The organism is Embleya sp. NPDC055664, assembly GCF_053618075.1.
Map to the genome: position 1 here is coordinate 390804 of NZ_JBSHGZ010000006.1, position 16760 is coordinate 407563.

At 70.2% G+C, this 16760-nt stretch carries 12 protein-coding genes and 1 riboswitch; of the genes, 7 read left to right on the forward strand and 5 right to left on the reverse strand.

The genetic code is table 11. The features are described from left to right. Positions 1-79: 79 nt before the first annotated feature. Entirely contained in the window at positions 80-1330 is a 1251-nt protein-coding gene (locus ACWGR4_RS14170; RefSeq protein WP_380002697.1) for a serine hydroxymethyltransferase, read from the reverse strand. Between the two features lie 30 nt (positions 1331-1360). Continuing rightward, positions 1361-1448, reverse strand: a riboswitch (ZMP/ZTP riboswitch). 159 nt (positions 1449-1607) lie between these two features. On the opposite strand from ACWGR4_RS14170, the gene ACWGR4_RS14175 reads away from it, so the two are divergent. The 5 genes from ACWGR4_RS14175 (at position 1608) to ACWGR4_RS14195 (ending at position 7080) form a co-directional block, all read left to right on the forward strand. Next, entirely contained in the window at positions 1608-2819 is a 1212-nt protein-coding gene (locus ACWGR4_RS14175; protein ID WP_380002696.1) for an ABC transporter ATP-binding protein, read from the forward strand. After that, on the forward strand, positions 2816-4159 hold the full coding sequence (locus ACWGR4_RS14180) for an ABC transporter substrate-binding protein (protein WP_380002695.1): 1344 nt from the start codon (positions 2816-2818) through the stop codon (positions 4157-4159). The genes ACWGR4_RS14175 and ACWGR4_RS14180 overlap by 4 nt, the downstream gene beginning before the upstream one ends. Positions 4160-4168: 9 nt before the next feature. Next, complete coding sequence (locus ACWGR4_RS14185) at positions 4169-5530, forward strand: ABC transporter permease (protein ID WP_380002694.1); 1362 nt, start codon at positions 4169-4171, stop codon at positions 5528-5530. A 53-nt stretch (positions 5531-5583) separates the two neighbouring features. Next, a complete protein-coding gene (locus ACWGR4_RS14190; RefSeq protein ID WP_380003143.1) occupies positions 5584-6444 on the forward strand; it encodes a carbohydrate ABC transporter permease in 861 nt (286 codons plus the stop codon). Positions 6445-6654: 210 nt separating this feature from the next. Continuing rightward, positions 6655-7080 (forward strand): hypothetical protein, encoded by a 426-nt coding sequence (locus ACWGR4_RS14195; protein WP_380002693.1) that lies wholly within the window; start codon positions 6655-6657, stop codon positions 7078-7080. Positions 7081-7159: 79 nt separating this feature from the next. Here ACWGR4_RS14195 and ACWGR4_RS14200 read toward each other — a convergent pair whose 3' ends face one another. After that, entirely contained in the window at positions 7160-12043 is a 4884-nt protein-coding gene (locus ACWGR4_RS14200; protein ID WP_452130001.1) for an NAD-glutamate dehydrogenase, read from the reverse strand. A gap of 400 nt (positions 12044-12443) precedes the next feature. Here ACWGR4_RS14200 and ACWGR4_RS14205 point away from each other — a divergent pair, with 400 nt between their 5' ends. Then, positions 12444-13007: a DJ-1/PfpI family protein gene (locus ACWGR4_RS14205; protein ID WP_126643598.1), complete on the forward strand. Its 564-nt coding sequence runs from the start codon at positions 12444-12446 to the stop codon at positions 13005-13007. 16 nt (positions 13008-13023) lie between these two features. Here ACWGR4_RS14205 and pruA read toward each other — a convergent pair whose 3' ends face one another. The 3 genes from pruA to ACWGR4_RS14220 are packed head-to-tail and all read right to left on the reverse strand — an operon-like array spanning position 13024 to position 15845. Beyond that, positions 13024-14652 (reverse strand): L-glutamate gamma-semialdehyde dehydrogenase, encoded by a 1629-nt coding sequence (gene pruA / locus ACWGR4_RS14210; RefSeq protein WP_452130002.1) that lies wholly within the window; start codon positions 14650-14652, stop codon positions 13024-13026. A gap of 45 nt (positions 14653-14697) precedes the next feature. Next, entirely contained in the window at positions 14698-15357 is a 660-nt protein-coding gene (locus ACWGR4_RS14215; RefSeq protein WP_380002689.1) for an HAD family hydrolase, read from the reverse strand. A 26-nt stretch (positions 15358-15383) separates the two neighbouring features. Then, positions 15384-15845: a DUF6912 family protein gene (locus ACWGR4_RS14220; protein ID WP_380002688.1), complete on the reverse strand. Its 462-nt coding sequence runs from the start codon at positions 15843-15845 to the stop codon at positions 15384-15386. Positions 15846-16085: 240 nt separating this feature from the next. Here ACWGR4_RS14220 and ACWGR4_RS14225 point away from each other — a divergent pair, with 240 nt between their 5' ends. Beyond that, positions 16086-16700, forward strand: a complete 615-nt coding sequence (locus tag ACWGR4_RS14225; RefSeq protein ID WP_380002687.1) for an Rv3235 family protein — start codon at positions 16086-16088, stop codon at positions 16698-16700. Positions 16701-16760: the final 60 nt, after the last annotated feature.

The following is a 16760-nucleotide window of genomic DNA, read 5'->3' on the forward strand; positions in this document are numbered from 1 at the left end:
CCCGAACGCGGTAACCCGCAGCCCGAACACCAAAACGCCACAGGTGGAGCGGGCGGGTAACCCAACCCAAGCCCACCGACTACACAGCCAACCCAGGCGCCGGAAACCGCCCCAAAAACTCCCGCACCTCACCCCGCACGCGAGACTCCTCGCCCTCCGACCCCCCGACCACCCGATCGATCCACCCGGCGACCAACGCCATGTCCTCCACCCCCACGCCACGCGACGTGAGCGCCGGCGTCCCCAACCGAATCCCCGACGGATCGAACGGCGACCGGGTATCGAAGGGCACCGTGTTGTAGTTGACCACGATCCCCGCCCGATCCAGCGCCCGTGCCGCGACCTTGCCCGGCACCCCGCGCCGCGTCAGATCCACCAGGAGCAGGTGCGTGTCCGTCCCGCCCGAGACCAACTCGAATCCGCGCGCGGCCAGTTCCTCCCCCAGTCGCCGTGCGTTCGCCACCACCTGCCGCGCATAGGCCCGGAAGTCCTCCGTCGCCGCCTCGCGCAACGCGACCGCGATCGCCGCCGTGGTGTGGTTGTGCGGCCCCCCTTGCAGGCCCGGGAAGACCGCCTTGTCGATCGCCTTGGCATGCTCGGCGCGACACATCAGCATCGCCCCGCGCGGACCCCGCAGCGTCTTGTGCGTGGTGGTGGACACCACGTCCACGTGCGGGACCGGCGAGGGGTGCACACCGGCCGCGATCAGCCCGGCGATGTGCGCCACGTCCGCGACCAGGATCGCGTCCACCTCGCGGGCGATCTCCGCGAACGCGGCGAAGTCCACCGTGCGCGGCACGGCCGTACCGCCGCAGAAGATCAGCCTCGGCCGCTCCCGCAGGGCCACGTCGCGCACCTCGTCGAGGTCGGTGCGCCCGGTGTCCGCGCGCACCCCGTAGCGCACGCCCCGAAACCACGTCCCGGTCGCGGACACGCCCCAGCCGTGCGTGAGGTGTCCGCCGCTCGGCAGCGCCATGCCCAGCACCGTGTCGCCGGGCCGGGCGAAGGCGAGGTAGACCGCGAGGTTGGCCGGCGAGCCCGAGTAGGGCTGCACGTTGGCGTGCTCCACGCCGAACAGCGACTTCGCCCGCTCGCGCGCGATGTTCTCGATCGGGTCGACGTTTTGCTGGCCCTCGTAGTAGCGCCGGCCGGGATACCCCTCGGAATACTTGTTGGTGAGCACCGTCCCGGTCGCCTCCAACACGGCGGCGGAGACGTAGTTCTCACTCGGGATCAGCCGCAGCGTGTCCTGCTGCAAGGCCTCCTCGGCCCGCACGAGCGAGGCGATCTCCGGGTCGGTACGGCCGAGTTCGACATGACGGTCCATCATTCCTCCGGCTCGGTTCACAACGAGATGTGAGCCGGGTGCCCAGGCGGACGACACCTCGTCGGCGGAACCACCGCTCCCCCGTGGTCATTCCACGTGTACGCCAGTCGCGGCACGGTCAGCATACGGAGCGCGACCGGCATCCGTCCCCCCATTACGCACTGATGATCGAAAGTCACGAATAAGGCTCGTTGCGTGGGGCAGGGCTTGTGGCGAACGCCACACCAGGCGTACGACAGGACATCGGAAGGCGACATCTGTCCACCCTCGGGGGAAATTCGTGGCGGAAGTGGTTCTGGATGGGGTCGGAAAGGTTTACACCGACGGTACGAGAGCGGTCACCTCGCTCGATCTGACCGTTGCGGACGGGGAGTTCCTGGTATTGGTCGGTCCGTCCGGATGTGGCAAGACCACCGCGTTACGCATGGTGGCCGGCCTGGAGGAGATCAGCGAGGGCACGGTCAGCATCGGGGATCGGGTGGTCAACCGGATCCCCTCGCGGGATCGGGACGTGGCGATGGTGTTCCAGAGCTACGCCCTGTATCCGCATCTGAACGTGCGGGACAACATCGGATTCGGGCTCAGATTGCGGAAATTGCCCAAGGCGGAGATCCGCGAGCGGGTCGACCGGGCGGCGCGGACGCTGGGACTGGCCGAGCACCTGGGCCGCAAACCGCGTCAACTCTCCGGCGGACAGCGGCAACGGGTGGCGATGGGCCGGGCGATCGTGCGTGAGCCCCAGGCGTTCCTGATGGACGAACCGCTGTCCAATCTCGACGCGAAGCTACGCGTGCAGATGCGCGCCCAGATCGCCCGGCTGACCCGCGAACTCGGCGTCACCACGCTGTATGTGACGCACGATCAGACCGAGGCGATGACGCTCGGCGATCGGGTCGCGGTGATGAAGAAGGGGGTGCTCCAGCAGGTCGCGCCACCCCAGGAGTTGTACGACCACCCGGTCAACCTGTTCGTGGCGGGCTTCATCGGCTCGCCCGCGATGAACCTGCTCACCGGCGAGTTGACCCGCGACAAGGCGGGCGACTTCGCGGTGGGCGTGGGCAGTCAGCGGTTGTCCGTGCCCGCCGAGGTGCTCGCCGCCCGGCCGGCCCTGGCCGGATACGCCGGGCGGTCGCTGATCGTCGGCATTCGGCCCGAGGACCTGCACGACGCCGCCCTGGAGGGCGCCGAGCCCGCGCCGGGCGCGGTGTTGCGGGCCGAGGCCGACCTGGTCGAGGCGATGGGTTCCGAGGTGCTGGTCCACGTGAGCGTGGACGCGCCGCCGGCGGTGACCGAGGACGTCCAGGAGCTGGCGCGCGACGTCGGCGCGGAGGAACAGGTGCCCGATCCGGACGCGGCGCACTCCGAACTCGTGGCCCGCTTCGGCCCGCGCACCAGCGCCCGCGAGGGCGCGGGCGTGGTGATGCGGGTGGCGACCGACCGGCTGCACTTCTTCGACCCGGAGACGGGTCTGTCCATTACGGAGGATGCGTGAAGCGGCTTGTGGGCGCCTTGGCGGTCGCCTCGATGCTCGCCATGGGTCTCGCGGCCTGCAGCGACGACGGCGACGGCAAGGACAAGAAGAGCGACTCGACGCCGAGCGGCGGCGGTGCGCCGGTACCCAGGCTCGACGGCACCACGGTGAGCGTCGCGGCGGTGTGGACCGGTGACGAACAGGCCGCGTTCAAGAAGGTGCTCGCCGACTTCGAGAAGCGTACGGGGGCCAAGACCGAGTTCATCCCCACCGGCGACAGCGCCTCCACGTTCCTGGGCCAGCGGGTCGAGGGCAACGCGCCGCCGGACGTGGCGTTCCTGGCCCAGCCCGGCGTACTCCAGCAGTTCGCGCAAAAGGGCTGGATCAAGCCGCTCGCGCCGGACGTCCAGCAGAGCGTGCAGGCCAACTTCTCCGGCCAGTGGCAAAAGCTCGGCTCCTACCAGGACAAGCTCTACGGCGTGTACTACAAGGGCGCCAACAAGTCGCTGATCTGGTACAACGCCAAGGTCTACGAGAACGCCGGCGCGACCGAGGCGAAGACCTGGGACGACCTGCTCAAGAACGCGGGCCTGATCTCCGACTCGGGCACACCGCCGTTCGCGATCGGCGGCGCCGACGGCTGGGTGCTCACCGACTGGTTCGAGAACATCTACCTGAGCCAGGCGGGCCCGGAGAAGTACGACCAACTGGCCAAGCACAAGATCCCGTGGACCGACCCCTCGGTGAAGACCGCGCTGGAGACGCTGGCCCAGGTCTTCGGCAAGAGCGACTGGTTCCCCGGCGGCTCCGGCGGCGTGCTCCAGACCGAGTTCCCCGCGTCCGTACCGCAGGCGTTCGGCGATCCGCCGAAGGCGGGCATGATCGCGGGCGGCGACTTCATCGGCACCAACATCATCAAGGACACCAAGGCCAAGATCGGCGCCGACGCGAAGTTCTTCGGCTTCCCCGCGGTCGGCACCGGCAAGGCGCCGGTGGTCACCGGCGGCGACGTGGCGGTGGCGATGAAGGACTCCCCCGGCGCCCAGGCGCTGCTGAAGTATCTGGCCTCGCCGGACGCGGCCAAGGTGTGGGCGCAGCAGGGCGGTTACCTCTCGCCGAACAAGAACCTGGACTTCGCGGCCTACCGCGACGACACCACGCGCGGGATCGCGAAGAACCTGATCGCGGCGGGCGAGGACTTCCGCTTCGACCTCTCCGACCAGGCGCCGGCTGCGTTCGGCGGCACCAAGGGCGAAGGCGAGTGGCGCGACCTCCAGGACTTCCTGCGCAATCCCTCCGATGTCGCGGGGGCGCAGGCCAAGCTGGAGGCGGACGCCGCCAAGGCCTACTCGGCCGGGTGATCGACGGCCATGAGTGACAAGGCACCCGCACAGGTCGCGGTGCCCGAGAAGACAAAGCCGACGCCCGCGCGCGAGACGCGCGGGCTCGGTTCGGGCACCCTGCTCGGCTGGCTGTTCCTGCTGCCGGCCGTCGTCATGCTCGCCGTCCTGGTCGCCTATCCGATCGTGTGGTCGCTGATCCGCAGCCTGTTCGGCGCGGACGGCTGGTCGGACTTCGTGGGGATCGACAACTACAAGGAACTGTTCACCGACGACAACACGTTCACCGCGCTGAAGAACAACCTGATCTGGGTCCTGGTGGTGCCCGCCGCGGTCACCGCGCTCGGCCTGGTCTTCGCGGTGCTCACCGAACGGGTGCGCTTCGCCACCGCGTTCAAGCTGATCGTGTTCATGCCGATGGCGGTGTCCATGCTGGCCGCCGGCATCACCTTTCGGCTGGTGTACGACCGCGACCCGGACCAGGGTGTGGCCAACGCGGTGCTGACCAGCGTGCACGACGTGTTCAGCGAGGGCGCGCCCTATCCCGGCGCCCGGCCGCGCAACGACGCCGTACTCACCCCCCAGGGCGGCGGCTTCGTGACCAAGGCCGGCACCGCGGCCGACGGCACCGCGCTGCTGCCGCTGGTGGCGCTGCCCGCGAACAAGATCCCCGGCGACGCGCAGAACGCCCGGCCCGGCGTGCCGCCCGCCGGCGGCCTGGGTGGTGTGGTCTGGGTCGACTTCAGCAAGGGCAACGCCGGCAAACCCGGCGTGGTCGACCCGGGCGAGAAGGGGCTGCCGGGCGTGAAGGTGGAGGCGGTCCGGGGCGGACACACCGTCGCGAGCGCGACCACCGGCAAGGACGGCTCGTTCACCCTGCCCGCGTCCGCCGCCAAGGACGGCCCGGTGCAACTGCGCCTGGCCGCGTCCAACTTCGCCAAGTCGTTCGCCGGCTACGACTGGCTCGGGCCGAACCTGATCACCGCCGCGATCATCGGCGCCTACATCTGGATGTGGGCCGGCTTCGCGATGGTGCTGATCGCCGCGGGCCTGGCCGCGATCCCCCGGGACGCGCTGGAGGCGGCCCGGGTGGACGGCGCGACCGAGTGGCAGGTCTTCCGCCGGGTCACCATCCCGCTGCTCGCGCCGGTGCTCGTGGTGGTGATGGTCACCCTGGTGATCAACGTGCTGAAGATCTTCGACCTGGTGTACATCATCTCGCTGGGCTCGTCGCAGAAGGAGGCCAACGTCCTGGCCCTGCAGATGTACATCGCCTCCTTCGGCGGCGGCAACAACCAGGGCCTGGGCAGTGCCATCGGCATCCTGCTGTTCCTGCTGGTGCTGCCGGCGATGTTGTTCAACATCCGTCGCTTCCGAAGGGAGAACCGGTGAGCGCGCCCGCGGCCCCCGACCTGACGAAGCCCGCCCCGCCGCAACGACCGGAGATGGGGATCAAGCGCGGCCTCGCCTCGCGGATCGTCGGCCGCACCGGCGGCGGCCTGGCGGCGGTCCTGCTGGCACTGATCGCGCTGTTTTGGCTGATGCCCACGTTCGGCCTGCTGGTGTCCTCGCTGCGCGATCCGCAGGAGATGAGCAAGTCCGGGTGGTGGAAGGTGCTCGGCAAGCCGAGCGACCTGACCTTCTCGAACTACGACAAGCTGCTCGACAACAAGGACATGACCCGGGCGTTCCTCAACACGATCTGGATCACCGTGCCCAGCACGCTGCTGGTGATCCTGATCGGTTCGCTCGCCGCCTACGCCTTCGCCTGGCTGGAATTCCCCGGTCGGGACTGGCTGTTCCTGGTCGTGGTCGGGCTGCTCGTGGTGCCGGTGCAGGTGGCGCTGATCCCGATCTCGAAGTTGTACGGGGACACCGGGCTCTTCGGCACGATCACCGGGGTGGTGCTCTTCCACGTCGCCTTCGGCCTGCCGTTCGCGGTGTTCCTGCTCCGCAACTACTTCGCGGGCATTCCGCGCGATCTGCTCGAGGCCGCGCGGATGGACGGCGGTACGGATCTGACCATCTTCTTCCGGGTCATCCTGCCGCTGGGGCTGCCCGCGATCGCCTCGCTCGGCATCTTCCAGTTCCTGTGGGTGTGGAACGACATGCTGATCGCGCTGATCTACGCGGACACCGAATCGGCGCCGCTGACGGTGGCCCTGCAGTCGCAGTCCCGGGCGTTCGGCGCCAACATCGACGTGCTGGCCCCCGGCGCGTTCCTGTCGCTGATCGTCCCGGTGCTCGTGTTCTTCGGCTTCCAGCGCTACTTCGTGCAGGGCGTGATGGCGGGCGCCGTGAAGTAGTCGACCGGTGCGCGACGGCCGCGGGGCGGCCCGGTGACTTCCGGGCAACCGCCTCGCGGCCTCGGCGTTTCGTGCCGGACTCGTTACGGATACCGCCGTCGGGAACGCGATTCCGTGTGGCATCGTCCGAAGGCGTAGGGTGCCACCCCTGTTGCGGAACCGGTTCGGGGGCGCATCAAACGGGGGGCAAAACGTCATTTCGGGGGAACAATGAGGGGAAGTCGTCGGATCGGTTTTCTCCGCACGCTGCTGATCGCGTTGGCCGTCGAGACACTGCTGATGAGCGTGGGCGCGGGCACCCTGGCGGTGATGTCGTTCGCGGTGCGCGACGACCGCAAGAGCCTGGAGGGGCTGGGCGATCTGCTGCTGGTCGCGTCGGTGTTGTGCGCGGGCATCGCCGTGATGTGCGGTTTCGGCGTGGTCGGAGTGCGCGACGCGCTGCGGCGCGGCACCGGCGCGCTGGGACGTGCGGCCGCGGTGGGCCTGATCCACGTGTTCGTCGCGCTGGTGGCGATACTGATGGCCTGCCCGACGTGGTCGATCCTGGTGGCCGGTGTGCCGGCGGTGGTCTATCTGCCGTGCTGGTGGGCCGTGCGCGAGCGCAGCCGACACGAACTGCTCATGCTCGAACCATAGAAGGCTCGCGGAACACACCCACCACAGGCCGCCGGCCCGGAACCCCTCGGGGTTCCGGGCCGGCGGTCGTTCGCGTCGGTCAGCTCTTGGCGCCCGTACGCAGCAGCGTGCGGATCACCCGCATGGCGACCGACAACGTCGCCAGGTCGTAGCTCTCCGCCTCCTGCAACTCCTCCAGCGTGGACCGCGCCCGCACCAGCACCGGCGCGTTCTTGTGCTCCCACGCCTTGAACCGCAGCTCCGGGGTGTCCTGCGGCTCGCCGGAGGCGAGCACGTCGGCGGTGAGCCCGGCCTGCGCCGCGTACAGGTCCTCGCGCAGCGAGGCCCGCGCCATCGACTTCCACCGGTCGCTGCGCGGCAGTTCGATGATCCGGTCGAGCAGGTGCGCGATCGGCAGCCGGTCGGCGATGTCGAAGTACACCTGGGCGACGTCGACCACACCGCGATCGGATTCGGTCGCCACCTCGACGATGTCCAGGGCCGCGTACGCCGAGGACATCCCGGCCACCGCGGTGGCCAGTTCGGTGGGCACGCCCGCCGCGGTGAACTGCTCGTACAGCCCGTCCATCCAGGCCAGGTCCGAGCCGCGCAGCACCTTGGGCAGGTGTGCGACCACCTCGGCCACGCCGTCGCGGAACAGCTCCACCTGCGCGGCGATGTCGATCTCGCGCCGGCTGCCCAGGAACCAGCGGGTGGCCCGCTCGATCAGTCGCCGGCTGTGCAGCCGCAGGGTGGTCTGCATCTCGGCCGGGACCTTGTTGTCCAGTGCCGCGATGGCGCCCATGATCCGGTCCGCGCCGAAGATCTCCCGCGCGGTGATGTGCGCCCGGGCGACCTCCTCCGCCGACGCGCCGGTCTCCTCGCGCATGCGGAACATGAACGTGATGCCCGCGAGGTTGACCACCTCGTTCACCACGACGGTGGTGATGATGTCCCGGCGCAGCGGGTGCCGGTCCATCTGCTCGACGAACCTCGCCCGCAGCGGGCTCGGGAAGTAGCGGTGCAACTCCCGGGCCAGGAACGGGTCGTCGGGCAGGTCGGAGGCGATCAGGTCCTGGGCCATCACGATCTTCGTGTAGGCCAGGAGCACGGCCAGTTCGGGCTGGGTCATCGCCTGCCCGTTCTGCTGCCGCTCGCGGAGCTGACGATCCGTCGGCAGGAACTCGATCTCCCGGTCGAGGTGCCCGTCGCGGACCATCCGGCGCATGTACCGCATGTGCACGTGCAGCAGGCTGGACGCCTGTGCCACCGCGTTGGCCAGCGCCCAGTTCTGGCCGTAGTTGGCGGCCAGGACCAGGTGGCCGACCTCGTCGGTCATCTGCGCGAGCAGTTCGTTGCGCTGCTTGCCGGTCATGTCGCCGGCGGCGGTGACCTGGTTGAGCAGGATCTTGATGTTCACCTCGTGGTCCGAGGTGTCCACGCCCGCCGAGTTGTCGATCGCGTCGGTGTTGATCCGGCCGCCCGCGAGTGCGAACTCGACCCGGCCCAGCTGGGTGCAGCCCAGGTTGCCGCCCTCGCCGACGACCTTGACCCGCAGGTCGGCGCCGTTGACCCGGATGGCGTCGTTGGCCTTGTCGCCGACGTCGGCGTGCGACTCGCCGCTCGACTTGATGTAGGTGCCGATGCCGCCGTTCCAGAACAGGTCCGCGGGGGCCTGCAGGATCGCCTTCATCAACTCGGCCGGGGTGAGCCGCACAAGCCCCTCGCGCAGCCCGAGGGCCTCGCGCACCTGCGCGCTGATCGGCACCGACTTCGCGGTGCGCGGGTACACGCCGCCGCCGGCCGAGATCAGGCTCGTGTCGTAGTCCGCCCACGAGCTGCGCGGCAGGTCGAACAACCGGCGGCGCTCGGCGAAGGAGGCCGCCGCCTCCGGGTTCGGGTCCAGGAAGATGTGCCGGTGGTCGAACGCGGCGATCAGCCGGATGTGCTCGGACAGCAGCATGCCGTTGCCGAACACGTCGCCGGACATGTCGCCGATGCCGACGACGGTGAAGTCCTCGGTCTGGGTGTCGTGGCCCAACTCGCGGAAGTGCCGCTTGACCGACTCCCACGCGCCGCGGGCGGTGATGCCCATGCCCTTGTGGTCGTAGCCGGCCGAGCCGCCGGAGGCGAACGCGTCGCCGAGCCAGAACCCGTACGACTCGGCCACCGCATTGGCGATGTCGGAGAACGTCGCGGTGCCCTTGTCGGCGGCCACCACCAGGTAGGTGTCGTCGCCGTCGTGGCGCACCACGTCGGCCGGCGGCACGACCTCGCCGTCGACGAGGTTGTCGGTGATGTCGAGCAGGGCGCCGATGAAGGTGCGGTAGCAGGCGACGCCCTCGGCCAGCCAGGCCTCGCGGTCGCTCGGGTCGGGCAGTTGTTTGCAGACGAAGCCGCCCTTGGCGCCGACCGGCACGATCACCGTGTTCTTGACCATCTGCGCCTTGACCAGGCCCAGGATCTCGGTGCGGAAGTCCTCGCGCCGGTCGGACCAGCGCAGCCCGCCGCGCGCGACCGCGCCGAAGCGCAGGTGCACGCCCTCGACCCGGGGCGAGTAGACGAAGATCTCGAACCGGGGCCGCGGCGCCGGCAGGTCCGGGATCTGGAGCGGGTCGAACTTCAGCGAGAGGTAGTCGTGCGCCTCGCCGTCCTCGCGGTGCTGGAAGAAGTTGGTCCGCAGGGTGGCCTTGATCATCGCCAGGAAGGAGCGCAGGATGCGGTCCTCGTCCAGGCTGGCGACCTGGTCGAGCGCGCCCTCGATGGCCTCCACGATGCCGTCCACCAACTCGGTGCCGGCCTGCTGGTGGCCGGGCGAGAAGCGGGCCTCGAACAGGTTCACCAGGAGTCGGGTGGTGTGCGGGTTGGAGACGAGGACGCCCTCGATGTAGTCCTGCCCGAAGGTGACCCCGGCCTGCCGCTGGTACTTGGCGTAGGCGCGCAGCACCATCGCCTGGCGCCAGGTCAGCCCGGCCCGGAAGACCAGCGCGTTGAACCCGTCGTTCTCCGCGCGCCCGGTCCAGGTCGCCGAGAACGCGTCCTGGAACAGCTCCTTGACGTCCTCGGGCTGCCCGTACATCGCCGAGGCGTCGTAACGCAGGCCGAAGTCGTACACCCACGCCACGGTGCCGTCGGCGCGGTGCAGCTCGTAGGGCCGCTCGTCGACGACCTCCAGACCCATCCGCTGCAGGATCGGCAACACCTCGGACAGCGAGACGTAGTCGCCGATGCGGTAGATCTTGAAGCGCCGCTCGCCCGGCAGTGCTCCTATCGGCTCGTACAGGTGGAGCGTGAAGTCCGCCTCGGGGGTCAGTTCCTCGACCCGCTTGAGGTCGGCGACCGCGGTCCGCGGCGGGAAGTCCGACTTGTACCCCTCGCTGAACGCGTGCGCGTAGCGGCGGGACAGTTCGGACGCGCTCTCCTCGCCGCATTCGGCGACGAGGGCCTCGCCGAAGTCGTCGATCCAGGAGCGGGTGGCCTCGGAGAGCAGGCGCTCGATGTAGTCCACGTCCGGGTCGCCGAGTTCGGCGCCGGTGGGCACCCGCACGGTGAAGTGCAGGCGGGCGAGCACGGACTCGGTGTTGCGCGCGGTGTAGTCGACGACGGAGCCGGCCAGCTCGGCGAGCAGGATGTCCTGCATCTTGAGCCGGATCTCGGTGGTGTAGCGGTCGCGCGGCAGGTAGACCAGGGCCGAGTAGAACCGGCCGTACTCGTCCTTGCGCAGGAACAGCCGCAACCGGCGCCGCTCCTGGAGGTAGAGCACGCTGATCACGATGTCGTGCAGTTCGTCGACGGCGATCTGGAACAGGTCGTCGCGCGGGTAGGTCTCCAGGATCTGCAGTAGGTCCCGGCCGTCGTGGCTGACCGGCGGGAAGCCGGCCTTGTCCAGGACAGCGTGCACCTTGCGGCGCACCACGGGGATGCGCTGCACGCTGTCGGTGTAGGCGGCGGAGCTGAACAGCCCCAGGAAGCGCCGCTCGCCGATCACGTTGCCGGCCGCGTCGAACTTCTTCACGCCGATGTAGTCGAGGTAGGCCGAGCGGTGCACGGTGGCCCGCGAGTTGGCCTTGGTGAGGATCAGCAGCTGTTTCTCCCGGGCCTTGGCCCGGGCCTGGGTGGACAGTCGGCTGAAGGACGCCGACAGGTCCTGGTCGGCGCGCAGGATGCCGAGCCCGGTGCCGGGCACCGCGCGCAGCACGTCCTCGTCGTTCTCGCAGACCAGGTCGTACTCGCGGTATCCCAGGAAGGTGAAGTGATCCTCGGAGAGCCAGCGCAGCAGCTCCCACGCCTCGCCGATCTCCTCCTCCGGCAGCGTCGCCGGCGGGTCGTTGGCGAGTTCGTCGGCCAGCCGCAGCGACGTGTCGCGCATCTTGGCCCAGTCCTCGACCACCTCGCGCACGTCGCTGATGATGCGCTGCAACCCGCTCTCCACCGCGCGCAGGTCCTCGCGGTCGGATTCCCGGTCGATCTCGATGTGCATCCAGGACTCGACGAGCGCGTCCTCGGGCACCCCGTGTGCGTCGGTGGTGTCCACGATCTCCAGCAGTTCGCCGGCGATGGTGCGCCGGACGATCAGCTGCGGGTGGATCACCACGTGGATGCTGCGTTCCTGGCGGGAGAGTTCGTTGGTGACCGAGTCCACCAGGAAGGGCATGTCGTCGGTGACCACCTCGACCACGGTGTGCCCCGACGCCCAGCCGTTCTCCTCCACCGTGGGCGTGTACGCCCGGACCCGCGCGGTGCCCTGGGGGCGCTGCGCCGCGAGTCGACAGTGCGAGATCGCCGCACCGTATACGTCGACCGGGTCGCGGTCGATCAGGTCGTCGGGTGCGGTGTGCCGGTAGTAGCGGGACAGGAGGACATCGAGGTCCACCCGGTTCGGGCCCTCGGGCCCGCCGCCTCCGTGCTGTGACGATGCCGCCCGTGCCGCGTCCGCCGCTCGGGCGAGAAGCTCCGCCTTCGCCTCGTCCAGCTTGCTCTGCATGATGCTGCCGCTCCTGTCGCGCGCCGTTGCGTGACCATTGCCGTCCCCGGGCGTGCCCGGCCGTGTACTGCCGGTACCCGCTTTGTCGCGAGTACCTGTTTCAGGCGACGTCGGCGCGTCGGTGGTGGTTCCGGGACTCCGTCGTCTCGGCCCGCGACCCGCACGGCGTCGCCGCATCGTCAGGCTACTCGCGTGGTCCTCGGCCGCCGAGAGGGGATCTCGGATCACCCTGTAAGTAATTTTCGGTTATGCCCGGACACCCCGTACCGCCCTTGCCCTGAGCCACGCGGTTCCGAAGCGCCGGCGATTGCCCATTGCCCCGGGGCGGACGCTCGGGGCACCGTGGTGCGGGAGCAACGACACGACGCGGGCGGACGAACTCGGTGGGGAGACGATCGTCATGGCCAAGAAGGTGCTGTTGATCACGGGCGACGCGGCGGAATCGCTCGAGGTGCTCTACCCGTACCAGCGGCTGCGCGAGGAGGGCTACGACGTGCACGTGGCCGGGCCCTCGCGCAAGAAGCTCAACTTCGTCGTGCACGACTTCGTCGACGGCTACGACACGTTCACCGAGAAGCCCGGCTACACGTGGCCGGCCGACTTCGCCTTCGTGGAGGTGCGGCCGGAGAACTACGTGGCCCTGGTGCTGCCGGGCGGCCGGGCCCCGGAGTACCTGCGCAACAACCCGGTGGTGCAGCGCATCGTGCGGCACTTCTTCGCGGCCGAGAAGCCGGTCGCGCAGATCTGCCACGGGCCGCTGGTCAGCGCCGCCGCGGGGGTGCTGAACGGGCGCCGCACCGCCGCCTACCCGGCGATCGCGCCGGACGTACGGGCGGCGGGCGCCACCTGGGTGGACGGCGAGGCCGTCGTCGACGGCACCCTGGTCTCCGCCCGCGGCTGGGTCGACCACCCGGCCTGGATGCGCGAGTTCGTCCAGGTCCTGCGCGCCAAGGCACCGGCCTGAGCCCTGGCACGCGCACTCAGCCCATGTGCGGATAGCGGTAGTCGGTCGGCGGGTCGAACGTCTCCTTGATCGTGCGGGTGCTGGTCCAGCGCATCAGGTTCTGCATCGCGCCGGCCTTGTCGTTGGTGCCGGACGCCCGCGCGCCGCCGAACGGCTGCTGCCCCACCACCGCGCCGGTGGGCTTGTCGTTGAGGTAGAAATTGCCCGCCGCGAAGCGCAGGAAGTCGGTGCCGTGCGCCAGCGCGCGCCGATCGCGGGCGATCACCGAGCCGGTGAGCGCGTACGGCGCGGCCGACTCCATCTGCCGGAGCATCGTGTCCCAGTCGCGGTCCTCGTACACGTGCACGCCCAGGAACGGCCCGAAGTACTCGGTGGTGAACACCTCGTCCCACGGATCCTCGGCGAGCACCACGGTGGGCCGCACGAACCAACCCACCGCGTCGTCGTAGGTCCCGCCCGCGAGCACCCGCAGGCCGTCGGCGGCGTGTGCCCGGTCGATCGCCGCCTTGAGCTTGGCGAACGCGCGCTCGTCGATCACCGCGCCCATGAAGTGGCTCAGGTCGGTCACGTCGCCCATCGACAACCCGTCCACCTCGGCCAGGAACGCGTCGCGGAACTCGCTCTCCCAGATCGAGCGCGGGATGTAGGCGCGCGACGCGGCCGAACACTTCTGGCCCTGGTACTCGAACGCGCCGCGCACCAGCGCGGTGCGCAACACGTCGTGGTCGGCACTGGGATGCGCGACCACGAAGTCCTTGCCGCAGGTCTCGCCGACGATCCTGGGATAGCCGTGGTAGGCGTCGAGGTTGTCGGCGATGCCCCGCCACAGGTGCTTGAAGGTCGCGGTGGACCCGGTGAAGTGCAGCCCCGCGAAGTCCGGGTCGGCCAGCGCCACGTCGGACACCGCCACGCCGTCGCCGTGCAGCAGGTTGATCACCCCCGGCGGCAGCCCGGCCGCCTCCAACAGCCGCATCAGGTGGTGCGCGGCCAGCGCCTGGGTGGGCGAGGGCTTCCACAACACCACGTTGCCCATCAGCGCGGGCGCAGTCGGCAGGTTGCCGGCGATGGCGGTGAAGTTGAACGGGGTGACCGCGTACACGAAGCCTTCCAGCGGCCGGTGGTCCAGCCGGTTCCACACCCCGGGGGAACTGATCGGCTGTTCGGCCAGGATCCGCCGGGCGAAGTCGACGTTGAACCGCCAGAAGTCGATCAGCTCGCACGGCGCGTCGATCTCCGCCTGCTGCACCGTCTTGCCCTGACCGAGCATCGTCGCGGCGGCGATGGTCTCGCGCCACGGCCCGGCGAGCAGGTCGGCCGCCTTGAGGATGATCGCCGCCCGGTCGTCGAAGTCGAGCGCGCGCCACCCGGGCGCGGCCTCCTTCGCCGCGGTCAGCGCGGCCCGCGCGTCGTCGTGGGTCGCGTTGGCGAGGGTGCCCAGTTCGCCCGCACGCCGATGCGGCTGCACCAACTGCACACGCTTGCCCGCGCCCATCCGGTGTTCGCCGCCGATGGTGTGCGGCAGGTCCACGGGTACGGCGGACAACTCGGCCAGCCGCTCACGCAGGCGGTCCCGCTCGGGGCTGCCCGGCGCGTAGCCGTGGACGGGTTCGTTGCTCGGCCGGGGCACCCGGGTCACAGCATCCATGGATGCGCAGTGCCCACGAACCGGACAATCGATGCGCGAGGGTGGTCAGCGCACGTATCCACGCGCGAGCTCGACCGCCTCGGCGAGCGAGTCCACCACGGGCACCCCGACCCCCTCCAGACCGGCCCGCGCGTGCGAGCCGCCCGCGTACAGCACCACGCGCGCGCCCACGTGCAGCGCCGCCGCCGCGTCGTCGGCGGCGTCGCCGATCAGCACCACGTCGGCCGGGTCCCGCTCCAGCGCGGCCAGGTGCCGCACCAGGTGCTCGGCCTTGCCGCCGCCCGGCGGACCCACCCGCCCGTCCACCCGGACGAACCGCTCCTCGATCCCGAACCGGCGCACGAACGGCATCAACGCCTCGTGCGCGGTCAGCGACAACAGCGACTGGGTACCGCCCTCGCGCTGCCAGGCATGCAGCAGCTCGTCCGCGCCGACGGCGAGTTCGCAGCGCGCGCTGTGCAGGGTGTAGACCTCCTGGAAGGCCTGATCGAGACGGGTCCACTCGTCCGCGTCCGGGACCCGGCCGACGACCTTCTCGTAGAACTTCGGCACCGGCACGCAGTAGAGCTCCCGATAGCGCTCCAGCGTCATCGGCGGCAGTCCGATCAGCGCGAACGAGGCGTTGGTGGCCTCGATGATCGCGTCCAAGTCGTGGAACAGGGTGCTGTTCCAGTCCCAAACCAGGTGCGGATTCCGATTCGTCATGGACCTTGATTGTGCCCTGCCGGCCGTCACAGCAGGTCGGCCAGCTCCTGTGTCGCGAACCACAGCAGCTCGTGCTCCTCGGTGACCTCGATCAGCTCGTCGGTGAGCCCGCCCGCCAGCGCCGCGGCGACCGCCTCCTCCGCGTCGGCGGTGTCCATGTGCACCGCCGCGATCCGCTTGCGCGGCACCCGCGCGTCGACCAGGACCGCGCCCGGGCCGTCCTGCGCCCGCTCGGCCACCAGCGCATCCGGCACGTCCGCCGCGAGCACGACCCGACGCACCGCGCCCGGCTCGGCCGCGAGCAACCGCAGCGAGCCCTCGGCGGCGCGGGTCAACGCGCCGTACTCCAACTCCTCCTCGTCGTCGCTCCCGTACCACGCGCGAAACGCCTCGGTGACGGCGTACGCCGGCAGCGGCGCCGACTCGATCCCGCCGGCGGCGTGCACCGCGGCCAGGCCGGCGGGCGTCGTAGGGATGAACACGCGCATCGGGCGACTCCAATCGAGTGAAATCCGGACACTCCTTCGGGGACGAAGGACGCCGAAACCGGGGCCGACCCGGCGCCACCACGCGTGAGTCGACGCGCGTCAGCGTAATCGCAGCGGTGACCAGACGAATGGTTGACCGCGGGGCGCCGGCCGGCTAGGAAGTGCCTGCACACGTCCCGGTCGGGGGAACGAGCGGGACGGGTGCGCCACAACGTCACATCCGCTTCACGGGGAGGACCCATGGTCCACACGAACACCGGCTCGCCACCACGTCTGTACGTGGTCCGAGCCCCCGCCGGCGAAACCCCCTTCGACACCGCGGCCGTCGCCGAGGTGATCCCGCTGCGCCCACCGGGCCGGATCACCCCCCTCACCCACGGCAACCTGGCCCACGCCCCGCACCCGCTGCCCCATCCCGAACACGGATCCGACTCCCGGCCGGGCTCCCGGCTCGCGCCGCGACCCAACCCGCGGCCCGCACTGCGCCTGGTCCCCGCCCTGGCCGAACCGGACCCGGCCGAGGCCCGGCTGCGCTCCCAACGGCTGGCCCACGCGCTGGCCGAGATCGCCTCGGGCCGACGCGCACTCGCCCAGCTGCGCCCGTACGCCTCCGCACCCGTCTACGGCACCACACAACACCTGATCCGCCGCCTCGCCGCCCGCCGAGTCGGACACCTACGGGTGGAGTCCTGCGGCGGCCACGCCCCCGCCGAAGGCATCGCCGAGGGCTACGCCCGCCTACGCGCCCCCTCGTGGGTCCTCACCGTCGCCTTCCGCCTGGAACGCGACGCCCCCACCCGCCACCCCACCAACACCTGGCTCTGCACAGCCCTGGAACACGACGAACTGGCCTGAAAAGGGTGAGGGCCCGAACCAACAGGTCCGGACCCTCACCCACGCACTATCGCCCCACCA